A 22458-nucleotide genomic window follows, 5' to 3' on the forward strand; every position below is an offset into this window, starting at 1 on the left:
TTCATGCCATAAAAGTGACTTTCTTATCATCCAGACCCAATGAGCGGCCAGGGGACATGACTTTCAACACAAAAATTGTAATCGGTGACGATGAAGACAGATATGGTAAAACGAATATATAATTGACTTTAACGCCAAGACTTCTAAGATAACCTCAGTATTCAGTCTTGGAGATCCCATGATTACACTCACGCCATTACAGCTTTTCAAAAATCTGTCCGACGAAACACGTCTGAATATCATCCTGCTGTTGCGAGAGTCGGGCGAGCTATGTGTTTGCGAGCTTTGTGACACATTGGATGAGTCTCAACCCAAGATCTCCAGACACTTAGCAATGCTGAGAGAATCTGGACTTTTACTCGATCGCCGTGCAGGGAAGTGGATTCACTATCGTCTGTCACCACATATCCCAGCTTGGGCGGCCACGGTGATTGAGCAGGCCTATCTTAGCCAACGAGATAAAATCGTTTTGCTGGCGAGCGGTAATGTAGCCTCGGGCGGTAAGGCAATTTGCCGCTAATACAGTAAAAATTTGCCTAATCATATATGAATTTACATATTTGATTGGAAGAGAAAGCAGATAGCAGGAAGGATGGTCTAGCTCATCTGGCCGTTGATGTTTAATCCATTAAAATTTACCGGGCAGGAGAGAACTCTTGCCTTTCGGGGGCGGTATGTTGTTGGCAGGTGCTATTTTTGTCCTGACTATTGTGCTGGTTATCTGGCAACCCAGAGGGTTGGGAATTGGCTGGAGTGCGCTGCTCGGTGCGGGACTGGCGTTACTGACCGGTGTGGTTCACATGGGTGATATTGCTGTGGTGTGGCAGATTGTCTGGAATGCGACCGCGACTTTTATTGCCGTGATCATCATCAGTCTGCTGTTGGATGAATCCGGTTTCTTTGAATGGGCCGCACTGCATGTGGCCCGCTGGGGCAATGGCCGTGGCCGTTTGCTGTTTACTTACATCATCTTATTAGGTGCAGCAGTGGCAGCACTGTTCGCTAATGATGGTGCCGCGCTGATCCTGACACCGATTGTGATTGCGATGCTGTTGGCGCTGGGCTTCAGCCGTGGTGCTACGTTGGCTTTTGTGATGGCAGCCGGATTCATTGCCGATACAGCCAGCTTGCCACTTATCGTCTCGAATTTGGTCAATATTGTCTCAGCTGATTTCTTTAATCTTGGATTCACTGAATACGCGGCAGTGATGGTGCCGGTTAACCTGGCCGCCATTGCGGCGACGCTGGTCATGCTGCATCTGTTTTTTCGCCAAGATATTCCTGCCGTTTACGACCTGTCGCTGTTGAAGGCACCAAAAGAGGCCATCCGCGATATCAACACCTTTAAAACCGGGTGGTTGGTGCTGGTGCTGCTGCTGTTGGGTTTCTTTGGCCTGGAGCCACTTGGTGTGCCCGTCAGTTTGGTCGCCGCCGTGGGGGCGCTGATATTGTTTGCCGTAGCGAAGAAAGGACATGCCATCAACACCGGCAAGGTGCTACGTGGTGCGCCATGGCAAATCGTTATATTCTCACTGGGTATGTACCTGGTAGTCTATGGCCTGCGGAATGCGGGACTGACTCATTACCTTTCCGCCTTGTTGAATCAACTGGGGGAGCAGGGATTATGGGTGGCTACGCTCGGTACCGGGTTCCTGACGGCGTTCCTGTCTTCCATCATGAATAATATGCCGACCGTGTTAGTGGGGGCGCTATCGATTGATGGCAGCTCTGCCACCGGCGTGATCAAGGAAGCGATGATTTATGCCAACGTTATCGGCAGTGATCTGGGGCCAAAAATCACCCCGATAGGTAGCCTGGCGACCTTATTGTGGCTGCATGTACTGTCACAAAAGAATATGACCATTACCTGGGGCTATTATTTCCGGGTGGGCATTGTCATGACGATCCCGGTGCTGTTGGTCACGCTGGCAGCATTGGCGCTGCGATTATCAATGATGCAATAACTATTATTTACCCTCCAGAAGGCAATGCCGGCTGGGGTTTTAATGAGAGATCACCCAAATGAGCAATGTGACTATTTATCATAATCCGGCCTGCGGCACATCGCGTAACACGCTGGAGTTAATTCGCAACAGTGGCACTGAGCCCACGCTTATTCGGTATCTGGAGACACCACCAAGTCGTGAGGTGTTGGTAAAATTGATCGCCGATATGGGGATCACGGTTCGGGCGTTATTACGTAAAAACGTCGAGCCTTATGAGCAATTAGGTCTGGCAGAAAACACCTTCAGCGATGACCAACTGGTTGATTTTATGCTGCAGCATCCCATCCTGATCAACCGCCCGATTGTTGTCACGCCACTGGGTACCCGGCTGTGTCGACCTTCTGAGGTGGTGTTGGAGATTTTGCCCGATGCGCAACGTGGTTCGTTCACCAAGGAAGATGGTGAACGGTTGGTAGATGAGCAGGGCAGACGTGTAGCTGAATAATCAGGCATTCAGCGGGCATTCTCTATTGAATGACGCTGGGTTTCTCAGCAATCGCGTTAATTGCGTCTGAACTGTCAATTTGCTCGATTAAGTATGCCAATATAATCGAGCAAATTAGCCTGTTACTTCACATATTCAATAAGCTGTTTATCTTGGGATTCTGTGCAACAAACAGACCTTCTAAATAGCTTATATAGGATATTTCGATTGTTTTGCAATATCTAATATTGAGCGAAGTAATGTCCTGAATCCTGGTTTTTCTGTCCAATTTGGCGCTCCAGAACGCATGTATTCGATAGAGACAATATCAGTAACACTAACGTCGGAGAGCTGTTTTAATGAGTGGTAACCCATACTCTCTAACTTCGCGAGAATGATATCACTCCCTCCGCTAATCCCGTGTAATCTCTTACGTAACTTAATACTTTCTTCTTTAGAAAACATGATTTTCTTTACGCTATAAGTAAACAATAAGGATCTTCAGATGAAGAAGTAAACGACAAAATATCACGGAACTTTAAATGATAATGTCACTACGATATTTAACATTTTAAATATAAATGAAAGTTAAACGGTTGGTATATTTATTAATTTGAGGATTTACCGCGCCCTATAGTACCGTTTAGAAAAGTGTTTATAGGTCACTGCTACCATGGTCTTCTACGGGCATATTATGCTTTAGGGCATATAGAGAGGGTCCAGCACCACCATAAAAAAACCATTAATCACTGACGCTAGTTAAATACAATAAAAAAGTTAAATAAATTAAGCCATATAGTCACATTTTTAATAAATGAAATAATGCTCGCTCATTTGTGCCATACGACTCTTTACTATTACCATCCGAGTGAGTGGGGTCGAAAGCCTATCGATTAGAAAGAAAAGCATCGACGATTAACCTGCTCGATGCTTTAAACTCCGCCTGACTATCTGTTATTGCATCAATTATATAAGGTTGAAATGTTCAGCATTCGCTATTTAAACGGGCATTCTATATTCAATGACGCCGGGTTTCTCAGCAATCCAGTTATACAGTTTTTGAGCCGTCAAATTACGCTCCTGAGTATGCCAGTATAATCGGGCACATTGGCGTCCCTCGGCTTGCTGTTTCACATATTCAATAAGCTGCTTACCAATATGTTTCCCTCGAGACGCAGAAGCAACAAACAGGTCTTCTAAGTAACAAAAATCATTGATAGCCCAAGTTGAACCGTGAAAAACATAGTGAACGAAGCCAAGAATTTTCGAACCTTCTCGCGCAACTGCACAATACATCGGGATCTCTGCGTCAAAGAAACGCTTCCATGTTACAAGCGTTGTCTCTTCCGGCAACTCAACGTTATAAAATTGCTGGTAGTCCAACCAATAGGGCAGCCATTTAGCGTAATCATCTGCTTGTACTGGGCTCACTGAAATAGTATGCGTATTATCAATCATATCAACCTCTTGTATTCATAAATAGAAATATAAGCCTTTAGAGATTGAATCATAGTTTTTATAGTGGTCTTACATAAGGTACACTTTCTTCATTTTTAATGGATCCACTTTACAATGAAAAAGAACGATGCCAACTTCCCCAGTTTATTGCTTAAGAAAGGCGTAATTAAAGAGCAGTTTCATCATGCGCTAAAAGAATTGATCCTCAATGGGCAATTAAGGTCGGGAACTAAACTTCCTTCCAGCAGAACGCTTTCCGAAATGATGTCAATTTCCAGGAATTCGGTTATTTCGGGTTTCGAACGCTTGATTGATGAAGGTTATCTAATTACCAAGAAGGGCGCGGGTACTTATGTTTCATCCATTATTCCTGATGAAATGATTCATATACAAGCTACTTCCCAACACCAATGTGCTGATGATAAAAACATCGAACTCAATATTAATCCGCAAATGAAAATAATGTCCTCAATTTGGGATAAATCCTCACCTTATACCGGACAAAATCGAATTTTTAGTATTGGAATAGGGTGTACAGATTTATTTCCCCATGAACTTTGGGGGCGGTTATTAGGGCGAGCGTGGCGGCAGTTTCGCCAACAGATTGGGCAATTAAATGAACCTTTAGGATTTCAGCCATTAAGGATGGCAATATCTGATTATGTTCGAACCACACGTGGTTTAAATTGTAATGAAGACCAAATACTCATTGTTAATGGGACTCAACAGGCGATGAATTTGGCGGCACAAGTTCTGTTGCAAAGGGGCGATGAAGTTTGGCTGGATGAGCCAGGATATGATGGTGCTTTAGGTGCATTTACTGCCATGGGTGCCAAAATTTGTCCTGTAATCAGTGATAAAGACGGTATGGATATTTCCTATGGCATCAGGCGCTGGCCAAATGCCAAAATGATTTTCACTTCTCCTTCACATCAATTTCCGCTGGGCGGAACATTGAGTTTATCGAGGAGGATGGCTTTACTTGACTGGGCGGCTGAAAATAAAACGTGGATTTTTGAGGATGACTATAATAGCGAATTCCGCTATACCGCTCCGCCGATACAAGCTCTTCAGGGGTTGGATAAACAACAACGAGTAATTTATGCCGGAACCTTTTCAAAAATGATGTTCCCCGAATTTCGCTTAGGTTTCCTGGTGATACCGAATAATCTCATTGAGTCATTTAAGCTCGCTAAATACTATGCAGATACGCGTACATCTTATTTAGAACAAGCTACACTGGCCACGTTTATTTCTGATGGTCATTACGCCCGCCACGTGAGACGGGTCAGAAAAGCCTGCTACGAACGTAAAAAAGTAATAATAGATGCCATACAACGATATCTGCCAAATAGTTTTAAGATTGAACCTGCTGATTCAGGTATTCATATTGTCTGCTGGTTATTAGACAATCTAAAAGAGCAAGATATTATCGATAAATGTCGTAAAATTGGGCTAGGGGCACAACCACTTTCTCGTTATTGCCAAACAAATTCGCCAGAACAGGCTATTTTATTAGGTTTTGCCGCTCATTCACCTGCGGAAATCGTAGCAGGGATACAGCGGCTGAGCCAAATAATTGCCTAAATAGTTTAGTTAACCACCCCAGCGGCTTCGAAGGTAACTGACTGCTTCTTGGGTCTGTGGTTGGTTGAGGTTATTCTCTCTAAACAGAATCGTTCCGGTGATTTGTGGTACTGACTCGTTCCAATCGAGCTGCTTTTTCAGCTCTGGCACGCCCCCATTATTCGACCATTCAGGCTCATTTTTTGAAGGTTCACCCACTTTGTACAGGGCAATACCAATATAGAGCCGCGTTTTTGTGGGTTTCACCACGCTAACCCACCATTTGGCTAGCACATCATAACGGGCTACTTGGCGTGAGAAGGGCCAATAAAGCTGCGGAGCAATGTAATCCAGTAATCCCAGTTGTACCCAGAGGCGGGTATCTGCATAAGCTTCATCATATGCCGCCGCTCCTCGCGTGTCGGAACCTGCTGGGTCGTGTGAACGGTTACGCCAGACACCAGAAGGGCTGACGCCGAATTCAACGTTGGGTTTCAATTGCTTGATAGTGCGTGAAACTTGTTGAATAAGTTGCAGAGTGTTGTGCCGTCTCCAGTCCGCTTTTGATTCAAATAATTGACCATACTCTTTGAATGTCTGGCTGTCGTTCAGGGCTGAATCTGCTGACTCGGCATAAAAATAATCATCAAATTGCACACCGTCAATAGGATAACGTGCAACGACTTCGGCCACGATACTGGTGATCCAGTCCCGTACCTCAGGGATACCTGGGTCGAGGACAAAACGCTCGTTTGCGGTGCGGACCCAGTCGCGATGTAGCACAAATACGCTGGCCGGATGTAGCGACAATGTACGGTTCAGTTCTGTAACAGTAGCCGGCTTGGTATTGACAGATACCCGATAGGGATTGAACCAAGCATGGACTTTCATGCCACGTTTGTGCGCCTCATCCAGCATAAACTGCAGGGGATCGTATCCAGGATCCTCACCAATATTGCCCGTCAGCATATCTGACCATGGCAAAATTTTTGATGCCCACAGTGCAGTTCCATCAGGCTTAATCTGGAAGAACACGGTGTTGATACCGAGAGTTTTTAGCTTATCTAACTTATCGGTCAGTGCTTGCTGCTGCTGGCTGATGCGGATAGCAGAGCTGCTGGCATTGACTGACGCTACCGGTGGCCAGTCGAGGCGGGAAACAGTCGCCAGCCAGACACCGCGCACCGGCTCCTGACTCTGCTGAACTTTAGCCACCGAAGGTAGCGGGGTGACGAGCGACCTCGGCGGTTCGGAGGAGCAACTGGCAAGTAAAAGAGTACAAGCGAGAAGTGCACCCCGCGGTGTAACTTTAGTTACAGAGTGAAAGCGATGAGAACAGGCGATAATACTCTCCAGTTTTTGGTAATTGCCTGGCAAAGAAACCGACTATCCTCTGCTAAAGTGCAAGCAGCGGCTATGGTCATCAGTGGCAAAAATAGACAATACGGACATTTTTGTCCTCTGTTTGTTTAAGTTTTCAATTGTTTTATTTAATTCTTCTATTGATAACTTCTTCTTTATCTTACTGTTTATGGTGTTAAAAGGCATAAACCGGAGCTAAACAGACCAGTTGAGCCTTAACTAACGCTAACAGGGATTGTACTTAATATCTGAGTCAGTATTCAATGGTGCCTTATTTATTATTCCTTCGAGCAGAATTATATTCAAATCATCCGATTCTTGTATCCAAATACATGAAATTTGATTTTACTCATTGCTGTGGATACTCGCACATCGTTCCCATAGTCACACAGACCTGCGCGGATCTTCAGCTAACGAATAGAGGAATTATTTTATATGACGGAAAATATATTTACTAACTTCCCAGACGCGGCGAGACAGGCGGCATCAGAAACTTTTGAAGAGTTGATATCTCAACCAAATGTCCGTATTGAACGCATAATATCAACCGGGCAATCGAGTCCGCCAGATTTCTGGTATTGTCAGCCACAAAGTGAGTGGGTGATGGTTGTACAGGGATCCGCATGTTTGCATTTTGCAGATGAATCGAGCGTTCGTGAACTACACGCCGGGGATTTTGTTAATATTCCAGCCCAGTGCCGGCATCGGGTTGCATGGACCGATCCGAATGGACCGACTATCTGGTTAGCGGTGCATTATGGCGAGTTAGTTAATAAATAATAACCTTGGGATAATGACATAAATAATTTTAGGTTCGCAAACCATTAAAGATGGTGATGAGGCAGTAAAGAATTATTTCCTGAAACTGATAATGTCGACAGAGGTTGGGGAGTGAATACATGAGAAATCACTCCTGACAACATAACGAACATTCATCAAAATCTGCAATGAACAATGAAGATCATAACAAAATAGAGAGGGGCATCATCAAAGGTAACTGACGGATTTGTGATGGTGGCACAGATAACCATGAAGTTATGGGTTGCTCCAATCAATTTAACATAATATACATTATGCGCACCAAGGTGGTGTTAGGTAGAATCTGAGGGTTTAGGCTTTATCATGTATGTGGTTGTTGATTATTTAAATCTCTTCGTTGGTACGCCAGCTCAGGGGAAACTTGCCTGCTCAGGTTGTACTATTCAATCTTCAATCCAGTGTACTTGCCAAGCTCCTGGCAGTTGTTCCGTACTCACGAACATCTTGTACCATTGCGCTGGCGTAGTTCACGCTTCATATTTTACGGTCCGTCATTAATTACTCAACTATCCTTGGCTGGGCCTTTTGAGTTATCTACGTTCTACTAAAAACAGCACTGGAATCGTCTTCCAGTGCTGTGGTTGGATCATTGTTCAAATACGATATTAAGGCACTTCACTTTGCTAACGCGACTTCCAATGCGGAAATATCATCAGAGCTGAGTATGGGAATTAACCGGGCTAATTCGTCTTCAGATTTGTCGTAAATACTTAAATTTAGAATTCGTGTTACGACATCTTGTGTAAAACGAAATTTAATAACGCGTGCCGGATTGCCACCAACAATAGCGTATGGCGGAATGTCTTTTGTAACAACACTCCCAGCCGCGATAACGGCACCCTCACCGACCGTAATTCCAGGCATAATCATGCAACGCATACCGAGCCAACAGCCATCGTTCAGCACTGTGTCCCCCCGGTGCTGATATGAGTTTTTTATCATGCTCATAAATGGATAAAGGCTAATAAAATCAGTACAATGATTGTTATTACCTCCCATCAAGATAACTGTTTCAGCCGCAATACAGACATAATCTCCGATGATAAGCCTGTCTGTATGCCCAAGCGGCTCCCATTCCTGACTGATGGTATCCCCATGCAGGTATCGAACGACAGATCTTTCAAATCCCTGATCCCAGCTATCGCTGTAGCAGCTATGTTGGCCTTTGATTTCAATATTTGGATTTTTAACAGTGAGATGGAGATATTCCACTCTTGACCAATGTTTCTCTTTCATGACTTTTCCCTTTCAAAAAGAAAGCCACGGAACATTTTAATTTCGTGGCAGTGACTACACGTTCAAATAATCACTGCATTCAGTTATTCGGGGATGGAGCAACAGCGGACAGAGGTAAAAATTCATATTCATCACGATCACCTTTTTATCTATTTTAAGCAAATTATCTTATATGTTCAATCGGGCGATGATCCTTGCCCGAATGTGCAAAAATCCTAAAAGCAGCCGATCCACTGGATAAAACCCGCAATGAGAACAATACTTACCTTTCCACTGGAATAAGGCTTCACATAACCGTAAATATTATTGATGAGAGGATACTATGAAATTATTTAAAGCAATGACAACATTAGTTCTTTTAGGGGCATTCTCTTCCGGTGCCATCGCCGCCGAATTGTTAACTAAAGATGAACTGAGTAAAAGCCCAGGTCAATACGAAAAAATCGGCAATATTGTTACTGCTGGCGAGTTAGCGCCAAGTGATGCTAAGGAAGAATTGTCTAAAAAGGCTGATGAGCTTGGTGGGGATTATTTTGTTGTAACATCAGCAAATACCAACACAAAAATTCATGCTACTGCTGATGTTTATAAGAAAAAATAACCATGATAGTTTGCTCGGTAATATCAGAATGGGCTGTGAAGTGACAGCCCATTTTATTAGATGGCAAATCTCCCTGATTGCCTGTTTTTTTGTTACACCGTCACCAATAACCCCCCTTTTTAATCCTATCTAGATCCGGTATGCTCGAAATATGTCAGAAAATCTTGTGGATCTGAAACGTGATTCCAGTAGCCAACTTAAATTATCTATTCCAATATAAATCAGTAAATTACCACAACTCCCACTGGTGCGAATGATGAGCCAATCGATAGTGCGCAATTCCGCTCTGCCATTATTGGTTGCTGGCGCTTTCTTTATGGAAAATCTCGATGGGACAGTTATTGTCACCGCCATGCCGCAGATGGCGACGGCATTTGCAGTACATCCCATTGATATGAATATTGGTATTTCTGCTTACATTCTGACACTGACGGTTTTTATTCCTGCCAGTGGTTGGATTGCCAATCGCTGTGGCGCTCGTAATATCTTTGCTGCCGCAATGATTATTTTCACATTAGCATCAGTGCTGTGTGCATTAAGCACTGATTTGATGACATTTACTGCCGCAAGAATTTTGCAGGGTTTTGGCGGTGCGATGATGGTCCCGGTCGGTAGGCTCATTGTATTACGTAATACGGCCAAACCTGATCTGATCAAAGCCATCGCCACCATTACCTGGCCCGGATTGGTAGCCCCGATACTCGGACCTCCTGTGGGGGGCTTTATTACTACCTATGCTTCTTGGCACTGGATATTTATATTAAATGTTCCATTGGGGATCATTGGGTTATGGCTTGCATGGCGGTTAATACCGCAGGAGTCGCCACAGAAAGAAACGCCTTTTGATACCCTTGGTTTTCTGTTAACCGGCGCTGCTTGTTTTAGCCTGATGTTTGGTCTGGAATTATTTAATCATCAAAACTTGTCACGTTTAATCCCACTATTCTGTATTGCAGGCAGCCTGATACTAGGTTCACTGGCGGTGTATCATGCAAAACATCAGGCATTCCCATTGGTTGATTTGTGGGCTTTGCAAATAAAAAGTTACAGCGTCACTATCTGGGGTGGCGGTTTATTCCGAATGGCTATTGGTGCTGTTCCCTTCTTGCTGCCGTTGCTATTTCAGATAGGTTTTGGCCTGAGCGCTTTTAATGCCGGTTTGTTAGTGTTGGCGGTGTTTGCTGGTAACCTGGTAATGAAACCTTTTACCTCTGCTATCCTCTATCGCTTTCATTTCCGCCCTACACTATTGGTTAATGGTTTACTCAATGCCGCGACTATCTTTGCCTGTGCGTTTATCACGCCAGAAACACCAACAACGCTGATTATTGTGTTGTTATTTATCAGCGGATTGACGCGTTCAATGCAGTTTACTGCTTTCAATACGCTGGCTTTTTCTGAAGTGCCTGGTCCGAAAATGGCCGGTGCCAATACGCTATCTAATATGGCGCAACAGATGGCAATTGGCCTCGGCATCGCCATCGGAGCCTTAGCGCTGCGGATAGCTGAGTGGTTTCACCCCCATCGCGCAGGTGTGATCCCATTGGAGAATTTCCAGATAGCATTTGTGGTTATCGCGCTGGTCGCATTACTATCGTTAGTAGATACATTAACCCTTAGCGGTGATGCGGGCGATGAAGTACGTAAGAAACCATCACGACGCTAAAATGTGTAGTGGACTATGCCGGAATAGCTTCCTTCTGTAGTTAAGAGTATGTTAATCATATCAATTATATTTTTAGCAACTAAAAATAAGGAATGTGTATGATCGTTTTCGTCACTGGTGCAACCTCAGGGTTTGGTGAGGCAATCGCTCGAAAGTTTATTAGCCACGGTCATCAGGTTATCGCGACAGGTCGTCGTCAGGAGCGTTTGGAAGAATTGAAGGACGAATTGGGTGAGCAGTTACATATCGTACGTTTAGATGTACGGAATCGGGCGGCTATTCAGCAAGTTATCGATGAGCTACCTACCGAACTAAAAGATATCGATCTGTTAGTTAACAATGCCGGTTTGGCATTGGGGTTGGAACCTGCACATAAAGCTAATGTTGAAGACTGGGATACGATGATTGACACCAACACCAAAGGTTTGGTGAATATGACTCGTGCATTATTGCCCGCAATGGTGGCACGTAATGTTGGTCACGTGATTAACATCGGCTCTACTGCCGCCAACTGGCCGTATGCCGGTGGTAATGTTTACGGAGCCACGAAAGCGTTTGTGAAACAATTTAGTCTGGGTCTGCGTGCTGACTTGCACGGTACACATATTCGTGTGACGGATATTGAGCCTGGTATGGTCGGTGGCACTGAATTCTCAGCAGTTCGCTTTAAAGGCGATGGCGATAAAGTCAATAAAACCTACGATGGCGCTAATCCACTGATACCTGAGGATATCGCTGAAGCCGTCTATTGGGTTGCTACGCTGCCAGCACGGGTCAATATTAACTCACTGGAGATGATGCCGGTCAGTCAATCTTTTGCTGGGTTGAGTATTCATCGCGAAGGTTAATATCAGGCGTTATTGGGTAAAATTGGGCTGGGGCTATCACCGCCCCACCCTTAATTTATCCGCCAGTCCGCAACAATTATCAGCATGCTTGGCGTTGGGTGTTTTTAATATAAAATTAACTCTGATTTTGAACATTGGGTCTTACAAACTTAGGGGGGATATATAAATCAAAACCTAAGTTCCCACAATACTCTCTAAACATATTTATAGAACCAACACCGCATTTTTCGTACATTATACCTAATCTATTTTCTATTGTTCTGTTTGATAAAGAAAGCCTTTTCGCTACCATCTTAGTAGTCATAGGTTGTAATATGAAAAAGATTATCTCAAGTTCTTTTTCACTAAACAGATCTGTTGGCGGGGTAAGTGTTAATACTGAAGGTGTACGGCGGTCTATATATTGAGAAAGAGAAATAAAATTTAATTTGCTGGCATTTGTTAATGTTCCTATACATTCACCGATTTTATTGTAAATAGGAAACCTGGGTAAATAGTAGGGTTCTAGTATTCTATCTCGGCCATAAAAATTGGTTGAAATAATAGCCACACGTTTTCCACTTTTTTCCGCTTTTCTATCATTCGCTTGATATTGTTCAGCAAACTCCGCCCAATCAGCCGGACATTCGTTATCTAACCGTCCCTCGATATCAAAACCAGCAGGTAAATTTAAAAAATCCAGACCGGCTTGATTTACGTACACGTAACGCGATTGGCAATCTCTCACAACCCACGGTTCATGGCTGTGTTCCATAATGGAAATCAGCGGCAGTGAATTTAAGGATTTTACGACTAAATTTTTTGAATCCGATGGCTTATTTTTTTCATCCATGATCAGTTCAGCCTCTCAAGTTATTTTTAATAAAAAAGAATGTGACCATTGAGTGCAACCCTATAAAGTATACTCAACAGAATCCGCGATATCAAGATGGTCTCGAAGGCACTTTAGTTATCTACTATTTATTAATCTTAAGTGAATTAATCCTGCCCTAATGTTATTTAGGAAAATAATTATAAATAAACCCATTATAATAAATTTAAATATTCATTGCCGCATGAAGCTTGATGGATGCTATCATATTGAAGTGATGGTTTTAACGAAATCACTGTAATAAAAATTTTTCCGTTTAGGCATTTTATCCATATGCATACCAAAAGACAAATCAACTAAAAATATAGTCGAAAATTTATTATATATAATCTCAATGGCTGCTTGTCAGTTTTAATTAATATCATCATAATCACATTTAGTACAATAAAGAAAACGAGGGGGCTATCACCGCCCCACCCTTAATTTACTCGCCAGCCCGCAACAATAATCAGCATCCCAATCAGAGCGACCCCTGCGCCGACCCAATCGAACAGTGAAAGTTTCACGCCATCCACTACCCGTAACCAAATTAGCGCTGTCGCGACATAAACCCCACCGTATGCCGCATAAACACGCCCACTGGCAGCGGGATGCAGTGTCAATAACCAGACAAACATTGCCAGACTGGCCGCCGCGGGCAGTAATAACCAGAGAGGGCCTCCTTTACGTAACCACAAATAGGGCAAGAAACAGCCAATTATCTCAGCCAGTGCGGTAACAAAAAACAGTAACGACGTCTTTAACATGTTCTGATCTCTTGATATTGCCAGCAACATCTTACCTCTGAGGAAAATGTTTAAAATTAACATTAGGTTACTCTACATATTCCTGACAAACCTGTCGCTGACTGGTTTATATACCGAAAGCAATGATATAATTTTTTATCCGCTGATAGCGTGCCAGTAAACCACATGATGATTTAACATCACCGACTAATAAAGGACTTAAGACGATGAAAATAACTAGCCTGCCACGCCTGACGCGTGCGTTTCTACCGCTAGCTTTGGTTATGCTTGCCTGGCAAACACCGGCCCTGGCACAGGCGACCAATTGCACCCAAGGCAGCACTTGTGTTTCTGTTGGTGGTAGTAATGATTCGATGTCCAAAGAACAGGCTCGCCAAAGCCAACAGCAATGGGATGATACTCATCGCCTGCGCAATAAAGTTAATACCCGGGTTGAAAAGAACTTTGATAAGTTTGATCGGGCTGAAGATGCGAAAGACAACTGCGACCGCAGTGAAAATTTGAACGCCTATTGGGAGCCTAACACGCAACGCTGTCTGGATCGGCTATCAGGTCGCCAGATTAATCCGTAATGGGTGGCTATGGCTCAGATTTACTTGAGGTTATGAGAATCTGGACTATCCTTTAGGCACAGTTTAAGAATCAATATGTTAGGCAAGCTATTCATCCACATAAGGATTTTATGATGAAAAAAACGCTTATTATCAGTACATTGTTGTTATCGCTGGCCCCTTTGGCTGCTCTGGCATCTTGTGAAAGTGTGAAAGCAGATATCACGCAGAAGATTATCAATAATGGGGTGCCTGAGTCCGGCTTTAAACTGGATATCGTTCCTAATGATCAAGTTCAGCAAGCTGGCGGTCAGGTGGTTGGACATTGCGAAAATGATAGCCAGAAAATTGTTTATACCCGCATAACCGACAGCGAGTAATTTCGCCGTCACCGGTCTGGGTGTGCCTTTCGGTGCACCCTTTTGTTTTATCAATAATTTATTTCTGCATTTCTCAATTTTTACTGGTCATTCATTTGATGGCAAGTAACAATCGATGACAAGTAACACACTCTCCGTCAACTTACCTATCAATCACCAAAGTATGGGGTTTACCTCACTATGTCAGTCAGTAGCGTTGCATGAAACGGCCTGCCCACCTGTATTACTATCGCGCCATGCTGCGTCGACTACTGATTTCGATCATGCTGGGTATGATGGCAGCCTTGATTGTTTGGTTATTCCATCAAGCAATGTTGGGCTTGGAGTGGCTGTTATTTGCCCGAACTGATGGCAGTCTGGTAGCCGCTGCCTCTTCTATTACTGGCTGGCGACGCGCATTAACCCCCGCATTAGGTGGTTTGGCCGCCGGTGCTCTTTTATGGGGATACCAGCGTTACCGAAAACAAAAGCCCAGTGCGCCAACTGATTATATGGAGGCCATCGAGATCGGTGATGGCCGGTTAGATGTTTCCGCCAGTCTGGTCAAGTCTCTCGCTTCATTACTCGTGGTCTCCAGCGGCAGTGCGATTGGTCGCGAAGGGGCAATGGTGCTGTTGGCCGCTTTGTTTGCGTCCGTTTTTGCTCAGCGCTATGCCAAACCTAACGAATGGAAGCTTTGGGTTGCCTGTGGTGCCGCCGCCGGGATGGCCAGCGCCTATCATGCGCCGCTGGCGGGCAGTCTATTTATTGCGGAAATTCTGTTTGGTACGTTGATGCTGGCCTCACTTGGGCCAGTAGTGATCGCTGCCGTCAGTGCATTGCTCACCACCAACCTGCTGCACGGTGGCCAGGAAACCCTTTATCAAGTGCAAGCGCTACCATCACCGTGGCCAATACAATATTTACTGATGGCACTATTAGGCTTGCTGGCTGGCTTCTGTGGCCCCTTGTTTTTAAAAGGGATGGCCGCCAGTGGCGATGCTTTCCGCTCGCTGAATCTTTCTCCCCCATTACAGCTTGCGCTGGGGGGGATAATTGTCGGGCTATTATCGCTGATTTTCCCTGAGGTCTGGGGCAATGGCTACAGTGTGGTGCAGTCACTGTTGACAGCTCCGCCAGGGGTTTTATTGATTGCAGGTATATTGATATGCAAATTGTTGGCTGTATTAGCCAGTAGCGGTTCAGGTGCTCCGGGCGGGGTATTCACCCCGACCTTGTTTGTTGGGGCCGCGTTAGGCATGTTATGTGGGCAGATGTTTGCCTGGTGGCCAGCTCTTGGTGACAATATTGCGTTGTTGATGGCACTGACCGGTATGGCGACTCTATTGGCTGCGACCACTCATGCCCCTATCATGGCGGCATTAATGGTTTGCGAAATGACGGGCGAATACACCCTACTCCCAGGATTACTATTATCCTGTGTTATTTCAACAACAATAGCCCGATGGTTGCGTCCGATTTCGGTATATCATTCACGCTAAAATAGGCAACTAATGCAATAGTGGATAGCCACTATTAATTTAATCAGCCCAAAGGGATAAATAGATGATCAGCCGATCGCCGTCAAATCTAAATATTTCGCCAGCGGCTTCTCTTCTGGATGAGGAAGATAAGGTAATTGCCCTAATTGTGGCGCAGGTAACCGTTCGCGTAGCATAGCAATTGTTTCGGCGTAATGAGCTAATCCGGGATTAATTCGATTTGCGACCCATCCCAATAAGGGTAATCCATCGTTGATAATGGCTTGTGCTGTTAATAATGCATGATTGATGCAACCTAATTTAATTCCGACGACTAAAATAACCGGCAATTGTTCCTGTATCACCCAATCAGAATAGAAACGCTGGTCATTCATCATAACTTTCCAGCCACCACAACCTTCGACCACAACCGTATCGGCTTTGGCGGATAAACGTTGTAATCCTTCGGTCATTGCACCGTAATTAATCAGCGTATCCGTGCAGGCATGGATAACATCCCCTTGCAGCGGGAATGGATTAACTTCCTGATAATCCAACTTTATAGAGGATGAAGCCTGCAAAATAAGTGCATCCTGATTACGCAACCCTTCAGGTGTCTCTTTACTTTCTGTCGCTACCGGCTTATAGCCTACCGCTGTTCTGCCATTTTGGCTTAAGGCCTGAAGTAAGGCCCGTGACACCACGGTTTTACCGACAGCAGTGTCGGTACCCGTCACAAATACACGCGTTAACATAACAATACTCCGCAATCTGGCCACTTAGACTCAAGTCTTTCCGCCTAACATTAGCGAAATTGGCAACATGGATAAAAGTCTAGGCGATGCCGACAACAGACAGCTTGCGTTAGCGCAAGGTTTTGCCGAACTGAGAGAGGTTTTTAACGGATAACACCAAATAATAGGAGGAATACATCGTACATACCCACTAATAATTAACCCATAATTATTAGTGTTAATACCTTACCCTTGCAGCAACTTCACCAATAATGAACCGTTATATAACGCTTCTTTTACTAATGCAGCTCCTGGCATTGTGCCCTGATTAAAAAATGCTGTAGGTTCAACCAGAATATTCTCACTGTAAGCAGGTAGTGCTTGTTGACGAATACATGACGCAATTGCCGGATGTAGAATAGATGCGGCTTTATTTAATGGGGAACCGACCAGAATTTTTTCCGGGTTAAATAAATTGACCATAATGGCAATAATTCGGCCAACACTGTGGCCAACGCCCAGAATAATATCTTTAGCTAACTGATCGCCCGCCAGCGCCGCATCACATAAAGATTCAACATTCAGTGGAGAACTGTGTAATAGCGAACTCATTGAACCATTTAATCGTTGCTGGGCAATTTCCAACATATTCTCGATACTGGCAACTGTCTCAAGGCAGCCATGATTACCGCAATAACAGCGCTTGCCGTAGGGATCCACCTGAGTATGACCAATCTCCACTACGCTACGACTACCTGCGTGCAATACCCTTCCGGCAGTGATAACACCAGCACCGACGTTATGATCAATCACCACTTGGATGACATTCTGACAGCCACGTGAAGCACCATACAGTGCTTCGGCCATCGTCCAGGCGCAAATATCGTGTTGTAGATAGACAGGTAATCCCGTGCGCTGTTCCAGTGCTGGGCCAAGCAGCATCTCATCAACATCATAAAACGGCATTTTATGCACAATACCCGCCGGGGCATCAATGATGCCAGGCATAGTAATTGCAATCGCAGTTAACCGCTCAAGCTTGTCTTGATGCCGAATAAAGAATTGATCAACTTCATTGAGAATACGATTAAGTAGCGGTTCAGGATGACTATCCGGTAACGGAATTTGATCCTCAACCACCAGTTTACTGCTGAGATCACGCAAGGCGAGAGTAATAGAACCGCGACTGATACGCCCAGAGACATAATGCCAAGCTTCGGTATCAAGAACTAAACCAATGGCAGGCCGCCCACGGCTGCCAATATCTTGATATTCGGTCTCTTTGACCAGATGAGCCTCAACCAGTTCCCGCACAATCTTCGTGATACTGGCCGGGGCCAGTTGCGCCCGTTTAGACAGTTCAATACGGGATATTGGGCCGAACAAATCAATCAGCCGATAAACGGCTCCTGCATTGGTCTGCTTGATTTGATCAATGTGCCCAGGCTGTCCATCCGTTATCACTGAACCGGCTCCTTCTCTGCCAACCGAGTATTTTTCGCGCTTCTAAATAAAGATTATCGGCTATGTTGGGGCTTTTAGTATATGCCGTCAACTATTTGATTAGTTATGTGATTTACTGCACATAATCACCGGTTTTCCTGGCTTTACTGCTGGTTATTTATACGGAGTCAGTTGGCTGGCGTCGCTTGAGTATCCTTAACCATCAAGCGAATCAACGCTTCTGCTGGGGCGGTTACTGGCCGATGTTTATGATTAACCAACCACACTTCGGTGGTGGCATCAGGTTCAGCCAAAGGTAAATATTTCACCCCATCCACTTTTACTCGGGTAAATGAGGCAGGCAGTATCGACACGCCCAAACCAGAGGACACCAAACCGACGATGGTCATCGCCTCTCCTACTTCTTGCGTAATATAAGGCGTGATACCCGCGCGGGTTAATAGTGCGAGGATTTCATCATACAGGGCAGTACCCACTTCACGCGAAAAGAAAACAAAGGGTTGTTCTGCCAGTGAGCTAAATTTAACACTCCCCGAAGGTAAAGCCGCTAAGGGGCTTTTTTCGTGGACAACGGCAACCAAAGGTTCACGTAACAACAGACGATATTGCAGTGCCTCCGGCAATCGTGTATTGCGCATTACGCCAAGATCAAGCCGCCCATCCAGTAAAGGTTCAATTTGCTGTCTACTGTTAACTTCCCGCATTTTGATATGCACTTGAGGATGCAGTTGCCGGAATGCCTGTAAATTTTTAGATACCGTGCTAATAAAAGGTGCCGATGAAGTAAAACCGATAGTCAGTTCGCCGGATTCTCCGCGATGCAAACGCCCCGCTTTTTCCGCTGCCGAATGCACTTGGGCTAAAATTTGGTAAGACTCCTTTAAAAACAAGGAGCCGGCTTGGGTCAGGCTGACATTACGGTTGTTACGCGCCAAGAGTCGGGCACCAATTTGCTCTTCCAAACTCTGAATTTGCTGGCTGAGTGGTGGCTGAGAAATGCGCAAGCGCTCTGCCGCCCTACCAAAGTGCAATTCTTCTGCTACGGCAATGAAATAACGTAAATGTCTGAGTTCAATACTCATTGCGCTCCATTGATATGTTTAAAGTCTCATTTATAATAATTAATATATTAGACAAAAAACTCAGCTATTTCTATGCTCTTCTCATTAAGCTAAATAGTGGCTAAATCGAAACAGACAGTCTTTAATTGGGTTATTGATAAGGAAATACCGTGACCACCTCTTTGCGCACTACGACCACCGTAGCGCCGACATCCGCAGCACACGATGGTGCAACTTCGTTAGTTCCGCTTCCCGAGGTTACACGTTTAACTAAACGGCCATATATTCAACGTGGTACACCAGAATTTATCCGTGTGACACTGGCTTTCTTTTCAGCAGGATTAGCTACATTCGCCCTGCTCTATTGTGTACAACCCATCCTGCCACTGTTATCTCAAGACTTTAATATCTCACCTGCGGGCAGCAGCTTATCGCTTTCAGCCGCCACCGGCATGTTAGCGTTTGGCCTGATGTTTACCGGTCCACTTTCCGATGCCATTGGACGTAAGTCGGTCATGGTCGTTGCGCTAATGCTGGCGGCTATCTGTACTTTAATTTGTGCCTTTATGACCAGTTGGCAAGGGATTTTGTTGATGCGGGCATTGATTGGTCTGTCCTTAAGCGGCGTTGCTGCTGTGGCCATGACCTACCTCAGTGAGGAGATTCATCCAAGTTTTGTCGCACTCTCCATGGGCTTGTATATCAGCGGCAATTCCATTGGAGGGATGAGTGGCCGCCTGGTGACGGGGGTGTTGAGTGACTTCTTTTCCTGGCGTATTGCACTGGCGGTTATTGGGTTGTTTGCTTTAGCTGCCGCTTGCATGTTTTGGCGAATTCTCCCGCCGTCTAAACATTTCCGCCCAACGTCGTTACGCCCTAGAACACTGGTGATTAATTTCAAGCTGCACTGGCGTGACCCAGGCTTACCACTGCTGTTTGCCGAAGGTTTTCTGATAATGGGCAGCTTTGTCACCTTATTTAATTACATTGGATACCGCTTGTTGGCTCAGCCTTATTATATGAGTCAAGCAGTGGTGGGATTATTATCGATAGTGTATCTGACGGGTTCTTATAGTTCACCGAAAGCAGGTTCGCTCACCAGCCGATATGGTCGTGGGCCGGTATTATTAGCCGCAATAAGTATGATGCTGGCCGGTGTTATTATTACCAGTTTCCCCTCGGTGATTACGATTCTTTTCGGCATGATGATATTTACAGCCGGTTTCTTTGCTGCTCACTCGGTTGCCAGTAGTTGGATTGGGCGCCGCGCTCGTCGCGCTAAAGCTCAAGCCTCATCACTCTACCTATTTTGCTATTATGCCGGTTCTAGCGTAGCGGGAACATTGGGGGGCATTTTCTGGCTTAACTTAGGCTGGACTGGGGTGGTGGGGTTTATTGCGACGCTGCTACTGCTAGCACTGTATGTCGGGCAGCGATTACGTAAATTGCCAGAAGCCGCACGAATTTAATCTTTAATTATCGAGATAAGATCTATTCGGCGCCAAACTATAATTTGACGTCCTGTCGCCTATGTATCTATTATTAATATGAAACTTAATACAGGATTACTGCTAGTTAGCGTGTAAATTAAGTATCTAACGTATTTAGGGATTTTACGAAAAATATTTCCTTAATTTATTTTTTTCAGGAGAACATATGGCAAGTCACTTTCTTACGCTTTGGGACATACTGGTAACAACGTTTTCAATTTTCTTCTTTATTGCTTACTTACTGATTCTATTTCAAGTCATTTCTGACCTCTTCCGTGATCATGAGTTAGGCGGTTTTTATAAAGCAATCTGGATTGTATTTCTGCTTTTCATCCCGCTCCTCACGTCTCTTTTGTATCTCATTACCCGAGGGAAAGGCATGGCGCAGCGTTATCGCGCTACGGTACAGAAGTCGGTATCTGATACCAATGATTATATCCGCCAGGTTGCGGGGAAATCACCAGCAGAACAGATTTCTGATGCCAAGAAATTATTGGATGAAGGCACGATAACTGAAAGCGAATACCAGCAATTGAAAGCTAAAGCATTGGCTTAATATTTGAGCTACCTGCCCCCAACAAGGCTAATATGTCACTTTGAATGGCATTTAGCCTTGTTTATCGCGGCCTGCGGCATGTAACACGGCATCAATTTCCTCGATATGCGGCATTGTTTAAATTTTTCCCTTCCCCTATTTGATATAACTTACTGTAAACTGCCTGATGAAAATTCTTAACAATTTGCCTATCTGCGCCATATGTTTAGAGGCAAATTTTTCTTCCCACTTGCGAGATTCAGGAATGAAACATTCACCGTTGCGGCGTTCGCTATTATTAGCCGGTCTCACCGTGCCATTGCTCAATTTTACACTACCATCTTGGGCGGCTGGGGCGAAAATGTCATTAGATAATCAACTCGCTGAACTTGAAAAATCGTCAAATGGCCGTTTAGGATTGGCGTTAATCAATACCGACAAGGGCACCAAAGTTCACTATCGTGGCGGCCAGCGCTTTCCATTCTGTAGTACCTTCAAATTAATGTTGGCCGCCGCAGTGTTGGGTCATAGCCAATCTCAGCCAAATCTACTCAGTAAACACATTATTTATCGTGAAAGTGACTTACTCGATTATGCACCGATTACGCGCAAACATTTAGCACAAGGGATGACGGTTGCAGAACTGTGCACAGCGACTATTCAGTATAGTGATAACACGGCAGCCAATTTGTTAATCAAACAGTTGGGGGGACTCGAGGCGGTTAACCAGTTTGCCCGTAGTATTGGTGATCAGACATTCAGACTGGATCGTTGGGAACCTGAGTTAAATACTGCTTTGCCAAATGATCCTCGAGATACCACAACACCTGCGGCTATGGCAGCCAGTGTAAACAAACTGGTATTAGGTGATGCGCTTGCAACCCCACAGCGGGAACAACTCACACAATGGCTTAAGGGCAATACTACCGGCGGGGCCAGTATTCGTGCGGGCGTCCCTACCGATTGGATTGTCGGGGATAAAACTGGCAGTGGTGATTATGGTACGACAAATGACGTCGCGGTGTTATGGCCGGCGAAAGGTGCGCCACTGGTATTAGTGGTTTACTTTACGCAGCTTAAGAAAGAAGCAGAACCACGCCGGGATGTATTAGCATCGGCCACTAAAATTGTCTTGGCGCACTTAACCTGATTATCAGTATGGGCATTATATTAATTAATG

The 22458-nt window shown here is 44.8% G+C and carries 22 protein-coding genes; 14 read left to right on the top strand and 8 right to left on the bottom strand.

Annotated features, from left to right (window positions below; translation table 11 throughout):
• The first annotated feature begins 178 nt into the window (after positions 1 to 178).
• The 3 genes from V1955_RS10940 to arsC all read left to right on the top strand — a co-directional run bounded on the left by V1955_RS10940 (position 179) and on the right by arsC (position 2451).
• Positions 179 to 520, top strand: coding sequence for a metalloregulator ArsR/SmtB family transcription factor (locus V1955_RS10940; RefSeq protein WP_102970408.1), 342 nt, complete (start codon positions 179 to 181; stop codon positions 518 to 520).
• A 154-nt stretch (positions 521 to 674) separates the two neighbouring features.
• Positions 675 to 1964, top strand: coding sequence for an arsenic transporter (locus V1955_RS10945; RefSeq protein ID WP_083163637.1), 1290 nt, complete (start codon positions 675 to 677; stop codon positions 1962 to 1964).
• 58 nt (positions 1965 to 2022) lie between these two features.
• Entirely contained in the window at positions 2023 to 2451 is a 429-nt protein-coding gene (arsC, locus tag V1955_RS10950) for a glutaredoxin-dependent arsenate reductase (protein WP_442820889.1), read from the top strand.
• A 978-nt stretch (positions 2452 to 3429) separates the two neighbouring features.
• Here the strand turns inward: arsC and V1955_RS10955 are convergent.
• Positions 3430 to 3888, bottom strand: coding sequence for a GNAT family N-acetyltransferase (locus V1955_RS10955; RefSeq protein ID WP_372569188.1), 459 nt, complete (start codon positions 3886 to 3888; stop codon positions 3430 to 3432).
• Between the two features lie 114 nt (positions 3889 to 4002).
• On the opposite strand from V1955_RS10955, the gene pdxR reads away from it, so the two are divergent.
• Positions 4003 to 5475 carry a MocR-like pyridoxine biosynthesis transcription factor PdxR gene (pdxR, locus tag V1955_RS10960; protein WP_420073739.1) on the top strand — a complete coding sequence of 491 codons (1473 nt, stop codon included), beginning with the start codon at positions 4003 to 4005 and terminating at the stop codon, positions 5473 to 5475.
• Between the two features lie 9 nt (positions 5476 to 5484).
• Here the strand turns inward: pdxR and V1955_RS10965 are convergent, their stop codons facing one another.
• Positions 5485 to 6798 carry a glycoside hydrolase family 10 protein gene (locus V1955_RS10965; RefSeq protein ID WP_442821437.1) on the bottom strand — a complete coding sequence of 438 codons (1314 nt, stop codon included), beginning with the start codon at positions 6796 to 6798 and terminating at the stop codon, positions 5485 to 5487.
• Between the two features lie 453 nt (positions 6799 to 7251).
• Between V1955_RS10965 and V1955_RS10970 the strand changes: the two genes are divergently transcribed.
• The gene (locus tag V1955_RS10970) at positions 7252 to 7596 is read left to right on the top strand and encodes a cupin domain-containing protein (RefSeq protein WP_083158838.1); all 345 of its coding nucleotides are present in this window, start codon (positions 7252 to 7254) and stop codon (positions 7594 to 7596) included.
• A gap of 654 nt (positions 7597 to 8250) precedes the next feature.
• On the opposite strand, the gene V1955_RS10975 is transcribed toward V1955_RS10970, so the two are convergent.
• Positions 8251 to 8871: a CatB-related O-acetyltransferase gene (locus V1955_RS10975; RefSeq protein ID WP_442820890.1), complete on the bottom strand. Its 621-nt coding sequence runs from the start codon at positions 8869 to 8871 to the stop codon at positions 8251 to 8253.
• Between the two features lie 322 nt (positions 8872 to 9193).
• Here V1955_RS10975 and yahO point away from each other — a divergent pair, with 322 nt between their 5' ends.
• The 3 genes from yahO (at position 9194) to ydfG (ending at position 11986) form a co-directional block, all read left to right on the top strand.
• Positions 9194 to 9472, top strand: a complete 279-nt coding sequence (yahO, locus tag V1955_RS10980; protein WP_083158840.1) for a DUF1471 family periplasmic protein YahO — start codon at positions 9194 to 9196, stop codon at positions 9470 to 9472.
• A gap of 256 nt (positions 9473 to 9728) precedes the next feature.
• A complete protein-coding gene (locus V1955_RS10985; RefSeq protein ID WP_102970409.1) occupies positions 9729 to 11138 on the top strand; it encodes an MFS transporter in 1410 nt (469 codons plus the stop codon).
• 98 nt (positions 11139 to 11236) lie between these two features.
• A complete protein-coding gene (gene ydfG, locus V1955_RS10990; protein WP_050085366.1) occupies positions 11237 to 11986 on the top strand; it encodes a bifunctional NADP-dependent 3-hydroxy acid dehydrogenase/3-hydroxypropionate dehydrogenase YdfG in 750 nt (249 codons plus the stop codon).
• A 115-nt stretch (positions 11987 to 12101) separates the two neighbouring features.
• Here ydfG and V1955_RS10995 read toward each other — a convergent pair whose 3' ends face one another.
• Positions 12102 to 12818, bottom strand: a complete 717-nt coding sequence (locus tag V1955_RS10995; RefSeq protein ID WP_083158842.1) for a helix-turn-helix transcriptional regulator — start codon at positions 12816 to 12818, stop codon at positions 12102 to 12104.
• 458 nt (positions 12819 to 13276) lie between these two features.
• Positions 13277 to 13603, bottom strand: coding sequence for a YnfA family protein (locus tag V1955_RS11000; protein WP_083158843.1), 327 nt, complete (start codon positions 13601 to 13603; stop codon positions 13277 to 13279).
• Between the two features lie 206 nt (positions 13604 to 13809).
• Between V1955_RS11000 and V1955_RS11005 the strand changes: the two genes are divergently transcribed.
• The 3 genes from V1955_RS11005 (at position 13810) to clcB (ending at position 16015) form a co-directional block, all read left to right on the top strand.
• Positions 13810 to 14175: a DUF1283 family protein gene (locus V1955_RS11005; protein ID WP_083158844.1), complete on the top strand. Its 366-nt coding sequence runs from the start codon at positions 13810 to 13812 to the stop codon at positions 14173 to 14175.
• A gap of 113 nt (positions 14176 to 14288) precedes the next feature.
• Positions 14289 to 14534 (top strand): DUF1161 domain-containing protein, encoded by a 246-nt coding sequence (locus V1955_RS11010; protein WP_083158845.1) that lies wholly within the window; start codon positions 14289 to 14291, stop codon positions 14532 to 14534.
• A 200-nt stretch (positions 14535 to 14734) separates the two neighbouring features.
• On the top strand, positions 14735 to 16015 hold the full coding sequence (gene clcB / locus V1955_RS11015) for a voltage-gated ClC-type chloride channel ClcB (RefSeq protein WP_083158846.1): 1281 nt from the start codon (positions 14735 to 14737) through the stop codon (positions 16013 to 16015).
• 68 nt (positions 16016 to 16083) lie between these two features.
• On the opposite strand, the gene bioD is transcribed toward clcB, so the two are convergent.
• The 3 genes from bioD to V1955_RS11030 form a co-directional block, all read right to left on the bottom strand.
• Positions 16084 to 16749: a dethiobiotin synthase gene (bioD, locus tag V1955_RS11020; RefSeq protein WP_372559022.1), complete on the bottom strand. Its 666-nt coding sequence runs from the start codon at positions 16747 to 16749 to the stop codon at positions 16084 to 16086.
• Positions 16750 to 16974: 225 nt separating this feature from the next.
• Complete coding sequence (gene mlc, locus V1955_RS11025) at positions 16975 to 18192, bottom strand: sugar metabolism global transcriptional regulator Mlc (RefSeq protein WP_083158848.1); 1218 nt, start codon at positions 18190 to 18192, stop codon at positions 16975 to 16977.
• A 167-nt stretch (positions 18193 to 18359) separates the two neighbouring features.
• Positions 18360 to 19274 (bottom strand): LysR family transcriptional regulator, encoded by a 915-nt coding sequence (locus tag V1955_RS11030; RefSeq protein WP_083158849.1) that lies wholly within the window; start codon positions 19272 to 19274, stop codon positions 18360 to 18362.
• Positions 19275 to 19423: 149 nt separating this feature from the next.
• Between V1955_RS11030 and V1955_RS11035 the strand changes: the two genes are divergently transcribed.
• The 3 genes from V1955_RS11035 to bla all read left to right on the top strand — a co-directional run bounded on the left by V1955_RS11035 (position 19424) and on the right by bla (position 22428).
• On the top strand, positions 19424 to 20722 hold the full coding sequence (locus tag V1955_RS11035) for an MFS transporter (RefSeq protein ID WP_442820891.1): 1299 nt from the start codon (positions 19424 to 19426) through the stop codon (positions 20720 to 20722).
• A 187-nt stretch (positions 20723 to 20909) separates the two neighbouring features.
• Positions 20910 to 21299: an SHOCT domain-containing protein gene (locus V1955_RS11040; RefSeq protein ID WP_083158851.1), complete on the top strand. Its 390-nt coding sequence runs from the start codon at positions 20910 to 20912 to the stop codon at positions 21297 to 21299.
• Positions 21300 to 21543: 244 nt separating this feature from the next.
• Positions 21544 to 22428: a class A beta-lactamase gene (bla, locus tag V1955_RS11045; protein WP_442820892.1), complete on the top strand. Its 885-nt coding sequence runs from the start codon at positions 21544 to 21546 to the stop codon at positions 22426 to 22428.
• The last annotated feature ends 30 nt before the right edge of the window (positions 22429 to 22458 follow it).

The organism is Yersinia sp. 2545 StPb PI (assembly GCF_052217125.1).
GTDB lineage: Bacteria > Pseudomonadota > Gammaproteobacteria > Enterobacterales > Enterobacteriaceae > Yersinia > Yersinia enterocolitica_E.